At 51.8% G+C, this 15165-nt stretch carries 14 protein-coding genes; 10 read left to right on the top strand and 4 right to left on the bottom strand.

Annotated elements, in window-relative coordinates; all coding sequences use genetic code 11:
• The 4 genes from H8J70_RS09145 to brnQ all read left to right on the top strand — a co-directional run.
• Positions 1-180, top strand: a 180-nt coding sequence (locus H8J70_RS09145) for a 4-hydroxyphenylacetate 3-hydroxylase C-terminal domain-containing protein (RefSeq protein ID WP_281386289.1), incomplete at its 5' end; no start/stop codon positions are given.
• A 51-nt stretch (positions 181-231) separates the two neighbouring features.
• On the top strand, positions 232-996 hold the full coding sequence (locus H8J70_RS09150) for an IclR family transcriptional regulator (RefSeq protein ID WP_186503779.1): 765 nt from the start codon (positions 232-234) through the stop codon (positions 994-996).
• A 36-nt stretch (positions 997-1032) separates the two neighbouring features.
• Positions 1033-2220 (top strand): pyridoxal phosphate-dependent aminotransferase, encoded by a 1188-nt coding sequence (locus tag H8J70_RS09155; protein WP_186503781.1) that lies wholly within the window; start codon positions 1033-1035, stop codon positions 2218-2220.
• Positions 2221-2698: 478 nt separating this feature from the next.
• The gene (gene brnQ / locus H8J70_RS09160) at positions 2699-4039 is read left to right on the top strand and encodes a branched-chain amino acid transport system II carrier protein (protein WP_186503783.1); all 1341 of its coding nucleotides are present in this window, start codon (positions 2699-2701) and stop codon (positions 4037-4039) included.
• 87 nt (positions 4040-4126) lie between these two features.
• On the opposite strand, the gene H8J70_RS09165 is transcribed toward brnQ, so the two are convergent.
• Positions 4127-5338: a diaminopimelate decarboxylase family protein gene (locus tag H8J70_RS09165; RefSeq protein WP_186503785.1), complete on the bottom strand. Its 1212-nt coding sequence runs from the start codon at positions 5336-5338 to the stop codon at positions 4127-4129.
• Between the two features lie 153 nt (positions 5339-5491).
• On the opposite strand from H8J70_RS09165, the gene H8J70_RS09170 reads away from it, so the two are divergent.
• On the top strand, positions 5492-6823 hold the full coding sequence (locus H8J70_RS09170) for a replication-associated recombination protein A (protein ID WP_186503787.1): 1332 nt from the start codon (positions 5492-5494) through the stop codon (positions 6821-6823).
• Here the strand turns inward: H8J70_RS09170 and H8J70_RS09175 are convergent, their stop codons facing one another.
• A complete protein-coding gene (locus H8J70_RS09175; protein WP_186503789.1) occupies positions 6824-8731 on the bottom strand; it encodes a sigma 54-interacting transcriptional regulator in 1908 nt (635 codons plus the stop codon). It abuts the gene before it with no gap.
• A 230-nt stretch (positions 8732-8961) separates the two neighbouring features.
• On the opposite strand from H8J70_RS09175, the gene H8J70_RS09180 reads away from it, so the two are divergent.
• The 5 genes from H8J70_RS09180 to H8J70_RS09200 are packed head-to-tail and all read left to right on the top strand — an operon-like array spanning position 8962 to position 13555.
• Positions 8962-10089, top strand: coding sequence for an aconitase family protein (locus H8J70_RS09180; RefSeq protein ID WP_186503791.1), 1128 nt, complete (start codon positions 8962-8964; stop codon positions 10087-10089).
• A gap of 12 nt (positions 10090-10101) precedes the next feature.
• A complete protein-coding gene (locus H8J70_RS09185) occupies positions 10102-10599 on the top strand; it encodes a LeuD/DmdB family oxidoreductase small subunit (protein WP_186503793.1) in 498 nt (165 codons plus the stop codon).
• A gap of 12 nt (positions 10600-10611) precedes the next feature.
• On the top strand, positions 10612-11865 hold the full coding sequence (locus tag H8J70_RS09190) for a 3-isopropylmalate dehydratase large subunit (RefSeq protein WP_186503795.1): 1254 nt from the start codon (positions 10612-10614) through the stop codon (positions 11863-11865).
• A 16-nt stretch (positions 11866-11881) separates the two neighbouring features.
• A complete protein-coding gene (locus tag H8J70_RS09195; protein ID WP_186503797.1) occupies positions 11882-12502 on the top strand; it encodes an RraA family protein in 621 nt (206 codons plus the stop codon).
• 51 nt (positions 12503-12553) lie between these two features.
• Positions 12554-13555, top strand: coding sequence for a 2-keto-3-deoxygluconate permease (locus H8J70_RS09200; protein ID WP_186503799.1), 1002 nt, complete (start codon positions 12554-12556; stop codon positions 13553-13555).
• 85 nt (positions 13556-13640) lie between these two features.
• Here the strand turns inward: H8J70_RS09200 and H8J70_RS09205 are convergent, their stop codons facing one another.
• Together H8J70_RS09205 and H8J70_RS09210 are read right to left on the bottom strand one after the other, a co-directional pair.
• Positions 13641-14384 (bottom strand): ABC transporter ATP-binding protein, encoded by a 744-nt coding sequence (locus H8J70_RS09205; RefSeq protein WP_186503801.1) that lies wholly within the window; start codon positions 14382-14384, stop codon positions 13641-13643.
• Positions 14368-15165, bottom strand: coding sequence for an ATP-binding cassette domain-containing protein (locus H8J70_RS09210; protein WP_186503803.1), 798 nt, complete (start codon positions 15163-15165; stop codon positions 14368-14370). The genes H8J70_RS09205 and H8J70_RS09210 overlap by 17 nt, the downstream gene beginning before the upstream one ends.

Raw genomic sequence — 15165 nt, forward strand, 5'->3', positions numbered from 1 at the left:
GCAGACCGCATGCGCGTAGCCCGTCTGATCGAAGTCATGACCGGTGGTACGGCGCTGGTAGAAAGCATGCACGGTGCCGGCAGCCCGCAGGCCCAGGAAGTTATGTATTCGAAGCTGGCCAACCTGGACGCTAAGAAGAAAGCTGCCCTGGCTATTGCCGGGGTCAAAACAACAGACTGAGCGTATACCAGCCAGTCCTTATATGACGTGTGTAATAGAAAATAGGTACATATGATGAGTTATAATAGTTCTTTAATCAAGAATATGGCCCTGTTGGATTGTTTTCAATCGGATGACGATGAGTATGGTATTGGCGATTTCAGTACCATGACAGGACAGCCTGAAAGTACCATACAGCGGTTGGTAAATACGATGGAATTCATGGGCCTTATTATCCAGAATCCTAAAAGTAAAAAATACAGGCTGTCCCTGCGCTTGCTCCGTATTCATACGGCATTACGATATACACCACAGTGGCTTGATCAGACGAAAAAAGAATTAGCATGGCTCCAAGGGAAAACACACGAAACGGTTAATTTAGGAATTCGCGTCGGCAGCGAGCTGGAGTACCTTGCCAAGGTAGATACAGATCGTCTGTTACGGCCCAATTTTATCTTAGGAAAACGGTATCCCCTGTGGTGCACCGGCTTGGGGCGCTGTCTCTTGTCCCATTTGTCTAAGGAAGAGATTCAGGACATTATGGAATATATACCAGCCTGTCCGGAGGGACAGATACAGCCCAGCTTCGAACACCTCTACACTACAATTCAACAAGCCCGCACACAAGGATACTATTTAGATGATGAAGAATTTAGCCTGGGATTATACTGTATCGCCGCACCTGTGTTTGCGTCACCCGGTAAGGTCGTAGCCGCCGTCAGCGTGAGCGTGCCTAAGGCCCGGATTACGCCGGAATCGAGAGCGGACATGTTGCAATGTACACTCGTTGCGACGACGCGGATTTCTGAATTATATAAAGAGATTATGCAATTTTAAGGATGCATGAAATAGGAATGCAAGGAGGCATTTGTTATGGTAGCAACAAAAATGTTTGAATTAGGTAATAAACGTTCTGCCATCCGTTCTCTGTTTGATTATGGACAGGAACAGGCCAAAATTGTCGGTAAAGAAAACGTATTCGATTTTAGTATTGGCAACCCGACCGTACCGGCACCGGATTGCGTAAAAGAAACGATCATCGATCTTCTGAATACGTGCACCTCTGTAGAAATCAATGGCTATACGCCGGCACCGGGTGATCCGGAAGTACGGCAGAGCCTGGCTGATTATATGAATAAAACGTATGATGCCGGTGTTAAAGGGGCAAACTTCTATATGACCTGTGGCGCTTCGGCATCCCTGGCGATTACGCTTAAGAGCCTCGTAGAAGAAGAAGACGATGAAATCGTCGTCATTGCGCCGTTCTTCCCGGAATACCGCGTGTTCATCAATAATGCCGGTGGCAAGCTGGTTATGGTACCGCCCGATACGGAACATTTCCAGCTGGATCTTGAAAAGCTGGCCGCAGCCCTGACAGTGAAGACGAAGGCCGTAATCATCAATACGCCGAATAATCCGTCCGGTACGGTATACTCAGCCGAAACGCTGGCCGGATTGGGTACTTTGTTAAAAGAAAAGTCAGCCCAATTGGGTCATCCCATTTATCTTATTTCCGATGAACCCTATCGCGAAATTATCTATGACGGGCTCCCCATCCTGTACGTACCTAAATTCTACGCCAATACGATCGTATGCTATTCCTATAGTAAATCGTTGAGCCTGCCAGGCAACCGTGTAGGTTATATCCTCATTCCGGATGAAGTCGCAGGCTCCAAAGAATTGTTTACGACCGTGTGTGGTGCCGGCCGCTCCATGGGCTTTGTTTGCGCCCCGAACCTGTATCAGAAGGTCGTAGGCAAATGCACAGGCCAGACCGGCGATGTAGGCATTTATGATGCCAATCGCAAACTCCTCTATAATGGTCTCACCGAAATCGGCTACGATTGCGTATATCCGTCGGGCGCTTTCTACCTGTTCCTGAAAGCACCAGATGGCAATTCCAATCAGTTCACAGAAAATGCCAAGAAATTCAACCTCCTCGTCGTACCAGGTGATGAATTTGGCTGCCCCGGATACAATCGCGTATCCTACTGCGTAGATCCGGATATGATCAAACGCTCCATGAAGGCCTTTAAGGAACTTTATGCCCTGTATCAGTAAGACCTGACTTAGTTTACTCCTCTTTTTACTATATGTTTCCACCCTATTCTGCTTATGCAACAAGCCGTACGTCCAGGCATATTCTGCCTGAGCGTACGGCTTGTTGTCGTTGTAAACGCTATATTAGGGAAACTCCCTAATGGTACGAGTGAAGAATGATAAGATAATTCTTATTTTTTTCTTGGCTGTATTTAAATAGTATATTGATCTGCTCGTGTAAAGTGCGAAAAAATAATTTAATTAAAATACACATATATTATAAAATTAATAGGAAATTACCATATAACAATTAAAATTATAAAATAAAATGATGGATATAAAATAATTAATTTCTTTACACCCCGCCTTTTATCGTGTAGAATTATAACATCAATAAAACTATACATTATAAAAGTAAATAGCTGAAACAATTTACTTAAGAAGCGTTGCTTCAGAAAAACGGAATGCATTGTGGAGTATATGTAAGGAGGGAAAGAAAATGAGTAAAAATAAAGGCAACCGAACGATGGCGATTGGACTTATGCTTTTTGCCCTGTTTTTCGGGGCAGGCAACTTGATTTTTCCGGCTTCGATGGGGCAGGCTTCCGGTACAAATGTCTGGTATGCTGTTGTCGGCTTCATTATCACCGGTGTCGGTATGCCTTTATTAGGTGTACTGGCCATGGGCTATTCGGGATGTAGTAATTTGCAGGAATTGACCGGCCGGATTGGCAAGAAATATGCTGTTTTCTTTACCGTTATTTGCTACATTGCTATTGGACCGGCTTTCTGTATTCCCCGGACAGGAACTGTTTCTTATGAAATTGCCGTGCGGCCGTTGCTCGATAACGGTGGCAGTGAACCGGTTATGTGGGCTTTTCTCGTCTTATTTTTCATCATTACGTGGTGGCTGTCAATCAACCCGGCCAAACTGGTTGACCGGATTGGCAAGATTCTTACGCCCATGCTGTTATTGACGATTCTGGCCCTGATTATCAAATCGTTCGTTACGCCTATGGGTGTGCCACAAACACCGCTGGCAGCATACGCTACGGGAATTACAGCTCTTTCCCAGGGGGCTCTTGACGGATATAATACGCTGGATGCTATTGGTTCCTTTGTTTTTGCCATTCTGGTAATTGAATTTGTCAAAGAAGACGGGGCAGCTACACAGCAGGAAGTGACGCGGGAAGTGTTTAAGGCCGGCGTTATTGCTGTCAGTCTCTTGGCATTTGTTTACGTTTTCGTTGCCTACTTGGGGGCCCAGTCTGTTCAGACCATTGGCCTGCAGGAAACAGGCGCACCGGTCCTTTCTCTGAGCGCCCAAATTCTCTTCGGCTATGGCGGAGCTCTCTTGCTGGCAGTCATCGTATTGCTGGCCTGTCTCTCCACGGCTATTGGTCTGGTCACGTCCTGTGCGGCCTATTTCCATCAACTGATTGGCGGAACGAGCTTTAAGAATTATGCTACAATTTTTACGGTTCTTTCTTTCGCCGTTGCTACGGTAGGCTTGAAAACGATTATTGCAGCGGCCATACCGGTGCTCATGTTCTTGTATCCCCTCGTTGTTTCTAATATTATCCTTACCTTTACACACAATTTCTTTGGCGGCCGCCGGTGTGTCTGGGTTTCCTCTACGGCATTTACTTTTGTACCGGCTCTGATTACAGGGCTTGAAACAGCTAAGATCCCCCTTGGCCCGATTGATACGGTGTTTGCTATGCTGCCGTTCCATTCCCTGGGGATGGATTGGATTCCCTTCCTCATCGCGGGAATTCTCGTAGGCCTTATTTATAAGGCCATTGTGCCGAAAACACAGATCGTATCAGAAGCGGCATAAGAGCCTGTATATCGTACATAAATAAACCTGCATCATAGGGCCGATGCAGGTTTATTTTTTGCCGTATTTAAATGATCAGTGTTTGTCTTAGCCTTCGCGGCGGCAATATATTTCTGCCGGCGGTACTTGTGAAGAAAACTGGAATGGTGTCAGGCTGGCACTGTAGGCCCCGGCCTGGGGAAAGACAACGACGTCGCCACAGGCGAGGCGGGGCAGGACCATGTCCTTAGCAATGAGGTCGGCAGCGGTGCAGAGGTTGCCGTACAGCGTTACTTCTTCTGTTTCTGTTTCTTCGTTCAGAACATAGAAGGGAGTGGAGCCATTCTTATAGAAAAGCGGTTCCCGAGGTGCTGCCGCCGGGGCAATTTGTGTGATGAATTGTTCCAGACACGGACGCAGGAAGCCGTTTAAGGTGTTTTGTAAAATGGCAATGCGCTTGCCATGGGAGGTCTTCGTATCGACGACGTGTGTGACGTACCAGCCACAGGGACCGGCTAAATAGCGGCCGCTTTCGATGAGTACGCGGGCCTGAGCCAGCGTGTCCTGCCGCAGGAAGCGGAGCTGTTCCAATTTTTTTGCCAGGGCATCGATGTCGACTTCGTGTTCTGTCGCCGTATAGGGGATGCCGATACCGCTGCCGAGGTTAATGAACAGGAGTGGTGTCCCTAACGCGAGCTGGATGTGTCCCGCCAGGGCAAAGACGTTTTCATAATAGGAAAAGAGTACCTGCCAGTCCAGTTCCTGACTGCGTATGTGTGTGTGCAGGCCGATGATGATGACGTGCTGCAGCTGTTTCAGCCGCGGCAGGGCGTTGAGGAATTCTCTTTCATCAATGCCGAATTTGGAAGGACTGCCGGTAGCGCTGGTAAAGGAGAAGTCCGGGTTGATGCGGACGCCGATAGTGACCTTCATGTTACGTTTGCCGGCCAGTTCCTCAATGCGCTGTATTTCCTGCAGGCTGTCGGCAATGAGGATGCATTGGCCCAAGGCGTGTTCCAGGCTGTATTGGCTTTTGCCGGGGGCTGAATAAAAAATGTGGTCCGACGGTACGCCGCAATCGCTGGCGGCATAGACTTCCCCCAGGCTGGCGGCGTCAGCATCGATGCCGGAAGAAAATATCTTATTTAAAATAGCCCGATGGGGATTACATTTGATGGAATAGAGAATCTGCTCATGGGCAAACGCCGAGCGAAGCCGCCGGATGCGGTCTTCCAGGGTTACTTCATCGTAGAGATAAAAACTGACATGGTCTTTGGCTGTAGCCAAAATCAAATTGCGGATACGCGCGTCGAGGGTCATATGCATCAGCCTCCTTGGGGAAACGGCATAGTAGGTAAATAATGGTATAATGAGTATAACGAAAAGTATAGTTACAGCTTACCACATTGGTATCCTGTTTTCCAGCTGCACGGCAGAAGATCTGCTGCGACAGCCTATTGCGAGGTGAATACCATGCAGGAAGATTCCCTGTTTTCTTCAGCCGTACCACAGCCCCTGGCCAGCCGCCTGCGCCCTAAAACACTGCAGGACTTCGTAGGCCAGCAGCATCTCCTGGGCAAAGGAAAAGTCCTGTCGAAATTGATTGAACAGGACCGCATTTCTTCGATGATTTTCTGGGGGCCGCCCGGTGTAGGCAAAACGACGCTGGCTCAGATTATTGCCGGTCATACGCAATCTGTCTTCATTGATTTTTCGGCTGTGACGAGCGGGATTAAGGAAATCCGTACTGTCATGGAACGGGCCGAACGAAACCGTCAGGCCGGCCAGCGGACGATCGTCTTTGTCGACGAAATACACCGTTTCAATAAAGCCCAGCAGGATGCCTTTCTGCCCTTTGTAGAAAAGGGCAGCATTATCCTCATTGGGGCGACAACAGAAAATCCGTCCTTTGAAATCAACAGCGCCCTCTTGTCACGCTGTAAGGTCTTTGTCTTAAAGCCCTTGACGCCGGAAGATATTACGGTCCTGCTTAAACGGGCCTTGACCAGTCCTGCAGGCTTTGGCGGGCAGCAGATTGAAATGGGCGACGACCTGATCCGGCAGATCGCCCAATTTGCCAACGGCGATGCACGGACGGCCTTATCGACCTTGGAGATGGTCGTTCTCAACGGTGAGGTACAAGGCGAAAAGACGGTGATTACACCGGACCTGCTGGCACAGTGCACGTCGCAAAAATCCCTGCTCTACGATAAAAACGGCGAGGAGCATTACAACATCATTTCGGCGCTGCACAAGTCTATGCGCAATTCCGACCCCGATGCGGCCGTGTACTGGCTGGCCCGTATGTTAGAGGCTGGGGAAGATCCCCTATATGTAGCCCGCCGGGTGACGCGCTTTGCCAGTGAAGACATTGGCCTGGCAGATCCACGAGCCCTGGAAATTGCCGTTGCAGCCTACGAGGCCTGCCATTTCATCGGTATGCCTGAATGTGCCGTACACCTGACAGAAGCTGTCGTATATATGGCCCTGGCACCTAAATCCAACGCTCTCTATAAGGCCTATGGCCAGGCCAGCCACGATGCCCGCCGCACTCTGGCTGACCCGGTACCGCTGGTTATTCGTAACGGTGTGACCAAGCTCATGCAGGACCTGGGCTATGGCAAAGACTACCAGTATGCCCATGACACGAAAGAAAAACTAACCACTATGCAGTGCCTGCCTGATTCGCTGGCAGGACGGGAATATTACCGGCCCGGTACGAAGGGCGAAGAAGCAGACTTTGGCGAACGCTTGCGGCGTATTAAGGCGTGGAAACGGCAGCATCAAGGCCCGGCGAAGGATTGATCACGTTTCTTTTTCCGGTACCTTGTCGTGCAGGAGCCGCCAGAGCGTCGTGCGGCTCAACGCGAGCTGGTCTGCCAGCTCCTGGTACGTGCAGGCATAGAGGTCGTGCAACAGAGCAAGACCGGCACGAAAGCCTGCCGTATCGGTAATGGGACGCTGGGTCAGCGCCGGGTAGCGGCTATAAATGTCGTCCTGCAAGGTTTGCCTGCCGATGGCGTCGAGGAGCAGGTTGTAGCGGTAGCGTGCTGTCTGATGGGCCGCGTTTTGCAGCAGTACGGCGTAGCGCGTACTAATCGCCCGCAGCTCAATGACGTTACCGGGATACCTGTAGCTCGTGAGCAGCCGTTCCATTTCCGGAGTCAGCTTTTGGGCCTGCTTGGAAGGCAGTAATTGGGATACATAGCTTTTGAACAAATCGCAAATATCTTCGCGCCGCTCACATAGGGGCGGGACAGTGACGCGCAAAATGGCCAGGGCCCGGCGCAGGTCCGGCCGGATGCGCCGGTATTCTTCCGGACTGGCGACGAGGAAGAAGAGAATGTCGAAGGTAATGGGCTCGTTCATGCCGGGCTGGAAAAACTGATGCTTCGTCAGGGCCTGCAGGAGAATCTCCTGCAGGCGTGGGCCGGCCAGACCCAGATTCTTGATAATCAGGCTGCCGCCAGAGGCGTTGAAGAGGAGCCCGTCGGTTGCATTTTTGCCGTAATTGTAGCCGTAGAGAATGCGTACGGCGTTTTCTTCGTCAATGGCCGCGCAGTTCAGCGTCAGACAAGGCTTTTTAGCCCGCCGGGACGCGTTATGCAGGCAGTGGGCGAGCTCTTCCCGGCCTGAACCGCTTGGTCCTATGAGGGCCGTAGGGAAGGCAACCGGTGAAATCTGGTTGCACTGGTTGACGACGCGGCTCATGGCCTGAGAATGGGCTGTAACCTTATCCAGATAATAGACGGAGCCTACGCCTGTATGCTGCTCCCGGTCCTTCTTGCGGTTATGGGGATTGGGGTGGAAGGTCATGAGTACACCGCAGTCCCGCTGGCCTACGCGGATTTTGTGAAAGATGCAGCGCATCATAGTCGTATTAATCAGGTGATAGCTGTCGTTTTGGATGAGCGGGCTTTTCATGAATTGCCTGAGGGGCAAGTTGGGAAAGAGCCCTTCTAAAGGCTGCCCGCTTGCTTCTGTAAGGGAAATGCCCGTGTAGTTCTGCATCGTTTCGTTGAAAAATTCGACATTCCCTCCTGTATCGGTGACGACGATGCCCAATTGGGCACTGCTCAAAACGGCTTCGGCAATAGCCCGGTTACGCCGTGTCGTGTAGAGACTACGTGCGAGCTCGCCGGCTTTGAGACAGGCTTCACGAATCGTTTCTTTGCCGGCATAGAGGAGCAGTGACGGTTTTTTTGCAGCGGCAGCTGCTTCCTGGGTCATCTGATTGCCAATGAGGACGTCGCAATCGGAATGCTTGGCAATTTCATACATTTGGGGAATTTCTGCATAGATCAATTCCGTCAAGGTAGCGCCCGTAATGTTCGTGTACAGATCGAGGTTGGCTGCCGGTGAATAGAGATAGCGCGTAATACCAATGTGCGTATAGCCCTGGTCCAGGGCTTTTTTTATTGCCTGTAAATAATCAATATCCTTGATCTGGTAGGCAACGAGGGGGTAGCTGTAGTAGTTAGAAAAGCGCACGGCCGCTGCCGGCCCGGCAACAAAGACTTCGCAGCCCATGCGCCGGGCTGTAACAATACATTCGTCCTGCCGTTCATCAAGGGAGGAATCGAAGACAATATATTCAAGATCTGGCGTTTTGGGCAGTTCGGCAACGACTTCCCGGGAGAGACGGGTAAGGCGGGAATAGCCGAGGACGCAAATGCGAAAGGGCTTATGCAATGCTAATTTATCATCATACACGGCGTTCTCCTTCTGATTTTGCAAGACTAGGCTCTTTAAATACTCGTACTTGGCCTTTACTGGGAAATAAAAACGGGGAAAATGTTTCACATATAGATAATATACATTTACTTGAAACAAATTTCAATAAAAAGTAAAAAGAGACCAGGGATTAGCAAGGCTGAAACATTATCCGTATAATGATAGCCATCAAGAGAATCCAGAGATGTGAAAAAAGGAGTGTACAGAAGATGAACAAATCTATATGGCAGGAACTGTGCAGCCGCAGTGCAGGGGATGTCTGTCAGCTGGCAGTTGATTATTGCATCATCACCGACCGGGAACATACAGAACTGATCACAGCCGTACAGGAACTGGCTTTGCAGGATAAAAACAAGGTCCTCGTTACGATCGATCACGATACACCTAACAGTACGATTGAAGTCGGCGCCAACCAGCGCCAGCTTATTAACTGGGCCGTAAAAGAAGGCCTTTCTATGGAAAAATGCCGCGGTGTCGGTTACTTGCGCTACATCGAGCACTATGCACAGCCGGGCCAGCTGGTCGTTGGTACAGGCACTCACGTAGCCGGCCTCGGCGCTGCCGGTGTCCTGGGCCTCACCGTGACCGATGCAGCCCTTCTGGACGTCCTGAAGACAGGTACCCTGACCGTTACGGTACCACAGGTTTTGACTGTAGCCATCGAAGGCGCCTTGGCAGACAGCGTCATGACGCAGGATGCTGCCCTCCTTTTGGTACAGGCTCTTGAAAAGGCCGGTGTCCGTGGAAAATTGGTGCTCCTTCAGGATAGCGACAGTACGCTGAGCCTGGACCAGCGCTATGATTTGTGCCACCTCATGCAGGCAGCAGGTGTCCTGAGCGCCGCCTTTATGGATACAGCCGCTACGGCAGATGTAGTCTTTTCCTTAGACGATGTCCGTCCTGTAACGGCCCTGCCCGGTGCTCTCGAAAACGTCCGGGCTCTGGCAGATATGCAGGGAATCAAGGTCAATGAAGTCTTCCTCGGTGGCTGCCGTGGTGGTAAGCTCGAAGACTTGCGTGCGGCAGCAGACGTCCTGCGCGGCCAGAAGGTAGCCTACCGCGTCCGTCTCCTCGTCGCCCCGGCTACGAGTGATATTTACATCCAGGCCTTGCGTGAAGGACTTATCGATGTCTTCCTCGATTGCGGTGCCGTCGTCATGAACCAGGGCTGCAGTGCCTGCTGGGGCAAAGCCCAGGGTACGCTCGATAAAGGCGAAGTCATGGTTTCCACAGGCTCGTATAACTACGCCGGCTGCTGTGGCGACAAGGAAGCTAGCGTATATCTCGTATCGCCTGTAAGCGCAGCCAAGGCAGCTGTGACGGGCGTACTGGCATAGGAGGAGAAGATTATGGAAAAGGTATTTGAAGGAAAAGTCTGGAAACTGGGCGACGATATCGATACGGATATCATCATCCCTACACAGTGGGTTACCTTGGATACAATGGAAGAGTTGAAAACCCACATTTTCGAACCCCTCCGGCCGGAGCTGGCAGCATCTATCCGGCCTGGCGACATCATCGTAGCCGGCAATAACTTCGGCTGCGGCTCGTCGCGTGAACAAGCGCCGGAAGGCTTGAGCGCCCTCAAGATCAGCTGCATTATTGCCAAGTCCTTTGCCCGTATTTTCTTCCGCAATGCCATTAATAACGGCCTCTTGCTCATCGAATGTCCGAATTTGCCCGACCATTGTGAAGAAGGCGACACCGTGCGCGTTGAAATCAACCACTGCATCTATTGTAACGGCAAGGAATACGCTATTCCCTCCATGCCGGACAACCTCTTTGAGATCATCAAAGACGGCGGCCTGGTCAAGCATATGCAGAAGCTCAATCATCTAAAACAGTAGGAGGCGGAGAAGATGGGACATACATTAGCAGAAAAAATCCTCATTCATAATACAGGTGTAGCAGACTGCAAGCCCGGCGATATCGTCATTTCGCATCCGGACTGCGTCATGTTTCACGATATTTATACAACCAACGTCTATCGCAAATTCAAGGAAATGGGTTTTACCAAGGTCTGGGATAAGGATAAAGTAGTCATCATGTTCGATCACCTCATCCCGACGTGCCTGCCCCTCGATGCGGATCATATGAAGCACGGCTACGATTTTGCTGAACAGTTCGGCGCCAAGCAGGTCCACGTGGCCGACGGCATTTGCCACCAGCTCATGCCGGAGCTGGGCTATGCCAAACCGGGTGACGTCGTCTTCGTGACGGATTCGCATACGACGACGTACGGTGCGGTCAGTTGTTTCTCCACCGGCGTGGGCTATACAGAAATGGCTGCTGTCCTGGGTACCGGTGAAATGTGGCTGCGCGTACCGTCGGCCATTAAGATCGAAATCAACGGCGACCTGCCTCAAGGTGTGACCTCAAAGGATATTGCCTTGCGCGTCCTGGGCGATCTGACCGCTGCCGGTGGTACGTATAAATCCCTTGAATTCTGCGGCACGACGGTCGATAAACTCACTGTCGACGAACGCCTCACCATTTCCAACATGGCCGTCGAATGCGGCGCCAAGGTTGGCCTCTTTGCACCCAATAAAGAAACGGCTGCCTACAGCGGCGTCGACTTTGCTGACATTGCCTGGCTTCACTTCGATGACGACGCAGTCTACGAAAAAGTCCTTACCTATAAGGCAGAAGACTTCGTGCCCTATATTGCGGCTCATCCGTTCGTAGATAACGTCAAACCCCTGTCGGAGCTTGAAGGCATGCGCATCGATGAAGTATTCATCGGCTCCTGCACGAATGGCCGTATCGAAGATTTGGCGATGGCAGCAGCCATCCTTAAGGGCAAGCACATCGCCCCGGGCGTGAAGCTCCTCATTACGCCGGCTTCACGGAGTATCTTCAAGGAAGCCATTGCGAAAGGCTACGTGGAAACGCTGGTAGAAGCAGGTGCCATGTTCACCCATCCCTATTGTTCCCTCTGCGAAGGCCGTAGCGGCGGTCTCCTGTCTGATGGCGAAATACTCCTGGGGACGAATAACCGTAACTTCCTGGGCCGCCTGGGGAGCACGAAAAGCGAGACGTACCTGAGCTCGCCGGCTGTTGCTGCTGCGTCGGCTGTGACCGGTGTCCTTACCAATCCCGTATCCTTAAAATAAAGAAAAGCGAGGCTTTATGATGACTTTTTTAAAGACAGATTGGGACAACGTATCTTCTACATCCTTGTCCGATGCCATGCATGGCTTACAGACCATGGACAGCTGTATTCAGCCCTTGAACCGCCGTATGTGTGTGGCCGGGCCGGCTTTTACGGTACAAATCGTTCAAAATGACTGTGCCGTCGTCTTTCAGGCCTTGCGCGATGCTGCGCCGGGCAGCGTCTTGGTCATTGCCGCCAACGGCACGACAGACGTAGCCTTTTTTGGCGAAATTGTCGTGGCCATTGCCAAGGAAAAGGGCCTTGCCGGTATCGTCATCGATGGCTGTGCCCGCGACAGCCTGGCCTTGAGCCAGAATGATTTCCCCGTATTTGTGAAAGGTATCGTACCGAGAATTCCGGCCCGTGTCTTTCTGGGAGAAGTACAAAAGGATGTACAATGTGGCGGCGTTCTCGTCCGGCCTGGTGACATTGTCTTTGGCGACGCGGACGGTGTCGTTATTATCCCTCAGGAACAACAAGCCCCTGTCTTGGCTAAGGCACAGGCAAAAGAAAAATTAGACCAGTGGAAAATGGAACACCTCTTACATGATCCGGAAGCACTGGAAAAGTTTTTGACTGACACGTGCACGCCGTAATTGTCCGGCAATGTATTGCTATTCTTGCACTTATAGAAGGAGAAATGAACAATGAATTATATCGTACGAGAAATTCCTTGCCTGCTTTTCCGCAAGATTCCTGCAGCAGCCATGATTATTCCTATGTTTTTGTCTATCATTTTCAATGCCCTGTTCCCTGACTTCGTGAAGATTGGCAGCCTTACGACGGCCATTTTCTCTAAGTCAGCCGTGGTACCTCTGACGGCAGCGGTTCTCTTTTTTGCCGGGACACAGCTGAAAATCAACGAAGCGCCGGCAGCCTTTAAACGGGGCGGCGTCCTCTTGGTGACGAAATTTATCGTCGGCTATGCCATCGGTACGCTCTTCAGTGCCACCTTTGGCAGTATCGGCATCCTGGGCATTTCTACGCTGGCTGTCTTTACGGCCCTTTTGAGCTCAAACGGTTCTATTTATTTGGCCATTGCCAGTGAATATGGCGACGATATCGACCTCGGTGCGTATAGCCTGTTGTCTATCAAGGACGGCCCCTTTCTGACCATGCTGGCTCTCGGTGCTTCCGGAGCTTCTGATATTCCACTCATGGCTCTTTTTGCGACACTGTTCCCCATGATCTTGGGGATTATCCTGGGCAATATCTGGCCCGGCGTTCGGGGCTATTTCAAGGGCGGCACGAAGGTACTCATTCCTCTCGTCGGGATTTCTGTCGGTTCATCCCTGAATCTTTCCATGATGTTCCAGGCAGGTGTCGGCGGTGTCATCCTTGGCGTCGTAGCCTTTGCTGTAGGCGGCTTCTTCCTGACCTTGGCAGATAAAGTTATTCTCCGCCGCCCCGGTTATGCCGGTGCCGGTCTGGCCTCTGTAGCTGGCAGTGCCGTTGCTACGCCGACGATTGTTTCCAGCGTCGTACCGGGCCTTGAACAAGCGGCAGCCCTGGCTTCCGTACAGGTCGCTGCTGCTGTTATCGTCACGGCTATCCTTTGCCCCATCCTTTGTTCGTGGACCTTAAAACGCTGGGGCGCACCGCGGTATCCGAGCGAAACAGTCCCGGAAAAACTGGCAACTGAAAAATAACATACTCATCATTGCGTAAAAAACGCCCGGAAAACCAAATGGTATTCCGGGCGTTCTTTTTACAGGGCAACGCACTATGCCAGGCCTATAAGAGAGAATCCAGTAATTCTTTCGTGTAGGCCTCCTGCGGATGCTGGAAAATATCGGTTGCCGGGCCTTCTTCGACGAGCCGGCCCTGGTGAAGAATGACAATGCGGTCACAGAGGATTTGCGCCAGCCGCAGGTCGTGCGTAATAAAGAGACAGGTAATGTGATGGCGCCGGCAGGTTTCCCGCAGGAGGCGGACGATTTCCAGACGTGTACTCACATCGAGGGCGCTCGTCGCTTCGTCGCAGAGGAGCAGCTGGGGCTGCAGGCACAAGGCCCGCAGGATAGCGGCGCGCTGGCATTCGCCGCCGCTTACCTGGTGGGGATAGCGGCGCAATGTTTCCGGTGTCAGCTGGACTTCACGGATCAGGCTTTGAAACTGCTCTTCCGGTACCTCCAGGTGGTAGTTATAAAGGCCGGCGCGGACGCTGTGCTCCAAGGTAAAGCGTGGGTGAAAGGAGCGGAAGGGATTTTGAAAGACCAGCTGGATGTGGCGGTACAATTCACGCCTTTCGCTTTGGGAAAGATGGGTAATGTCCTTTCCTGCAAAGAGAATCTGCCCGCTGTCGGCTGGTGTAAATTGGCAGATCAGGCGGATGAGGGTGCTCTTTCCGGAGCCGCTTTCCCCGCAGACGCCGGTGATTTCTCCTTCCGTCAGAGAGAAAGAAAGGTGGTCGACGGCACGGATAGGCCGGGCTGAATGGGTATACTCTTTTACGAGGTCTCTAATTTCCAGAAGCATGCAGGTCACCTCCCTTGAGGCCCGATAAGGTAAGCAGCCTTCGTGTGTATTCGGACCGGGGCTGCGCTAAAAGTGAGGCGGCCGGACCATATTCGACGATTTCCCCTGCTTTCAGGATGAGCAGGGTGTCAGCCAAAAAGGCGGCTAAACGGATGTCGTGTGTGACCAGGACGATAGCGGTCCTATGATGGCGGCGCAAGCGTAAGAGAGCTTGCGCCATTTTTTTCTGGGTTACACTGTCGACTGCCGAGGTCGGTTCGTCGGCAAAGAGGAGCCGTGGCGGCTGAATGAGAGAAAAGAGCAGCTCTGCCCGCTGGATCATACCGCCGGAAAGGTTTTGGGGCCATGTCTTGAGGGCGTCACTGCGTAAGGAGAGAACGGCTGTCCGGTCGGCAAGGACCTGGTCGAATGTGTCCTTGGGCATGCCGGAAAATCGGGCGGCATCCCAAAGCTGGTCGTAGACCGTGCGCACGGGACAGAAGGAAGACAGGGCATCCTGGAAAAGATACTGCATGTCCCGGCTCCGTAAGGCCTGCCAGTCAGACGGCCTTTTTAAGGGTACGCCTGCGTAGGCGATTTCGCCGTCTGTACAGGCCAGATCCTGGTCAGGAATGCCGGCGGCTGTCTTCAATAAGGTTGTTTTGCCACTGCCCGATTCTCCTACGATAATTAGGATTTCCCCTGCTTGTACGTGCCACGAGCAGTGACGGATCAAGGGCCGTTGGCCGGCCATGATGGTCAGGTCCCGGACGGATAAGAGGGGTGCTGTCGGATTAGCCAT

Source organism: Megasphaera hominis (assembly GCF_014269395.1).
In the GTDB taxonomy this organism is placed as follows: domain Bacteria; phylum Bacillota; class Negativicutes; order Veillonellales; family Megasphaeraceae; genus Megasphaera; species Megasphaera hominis.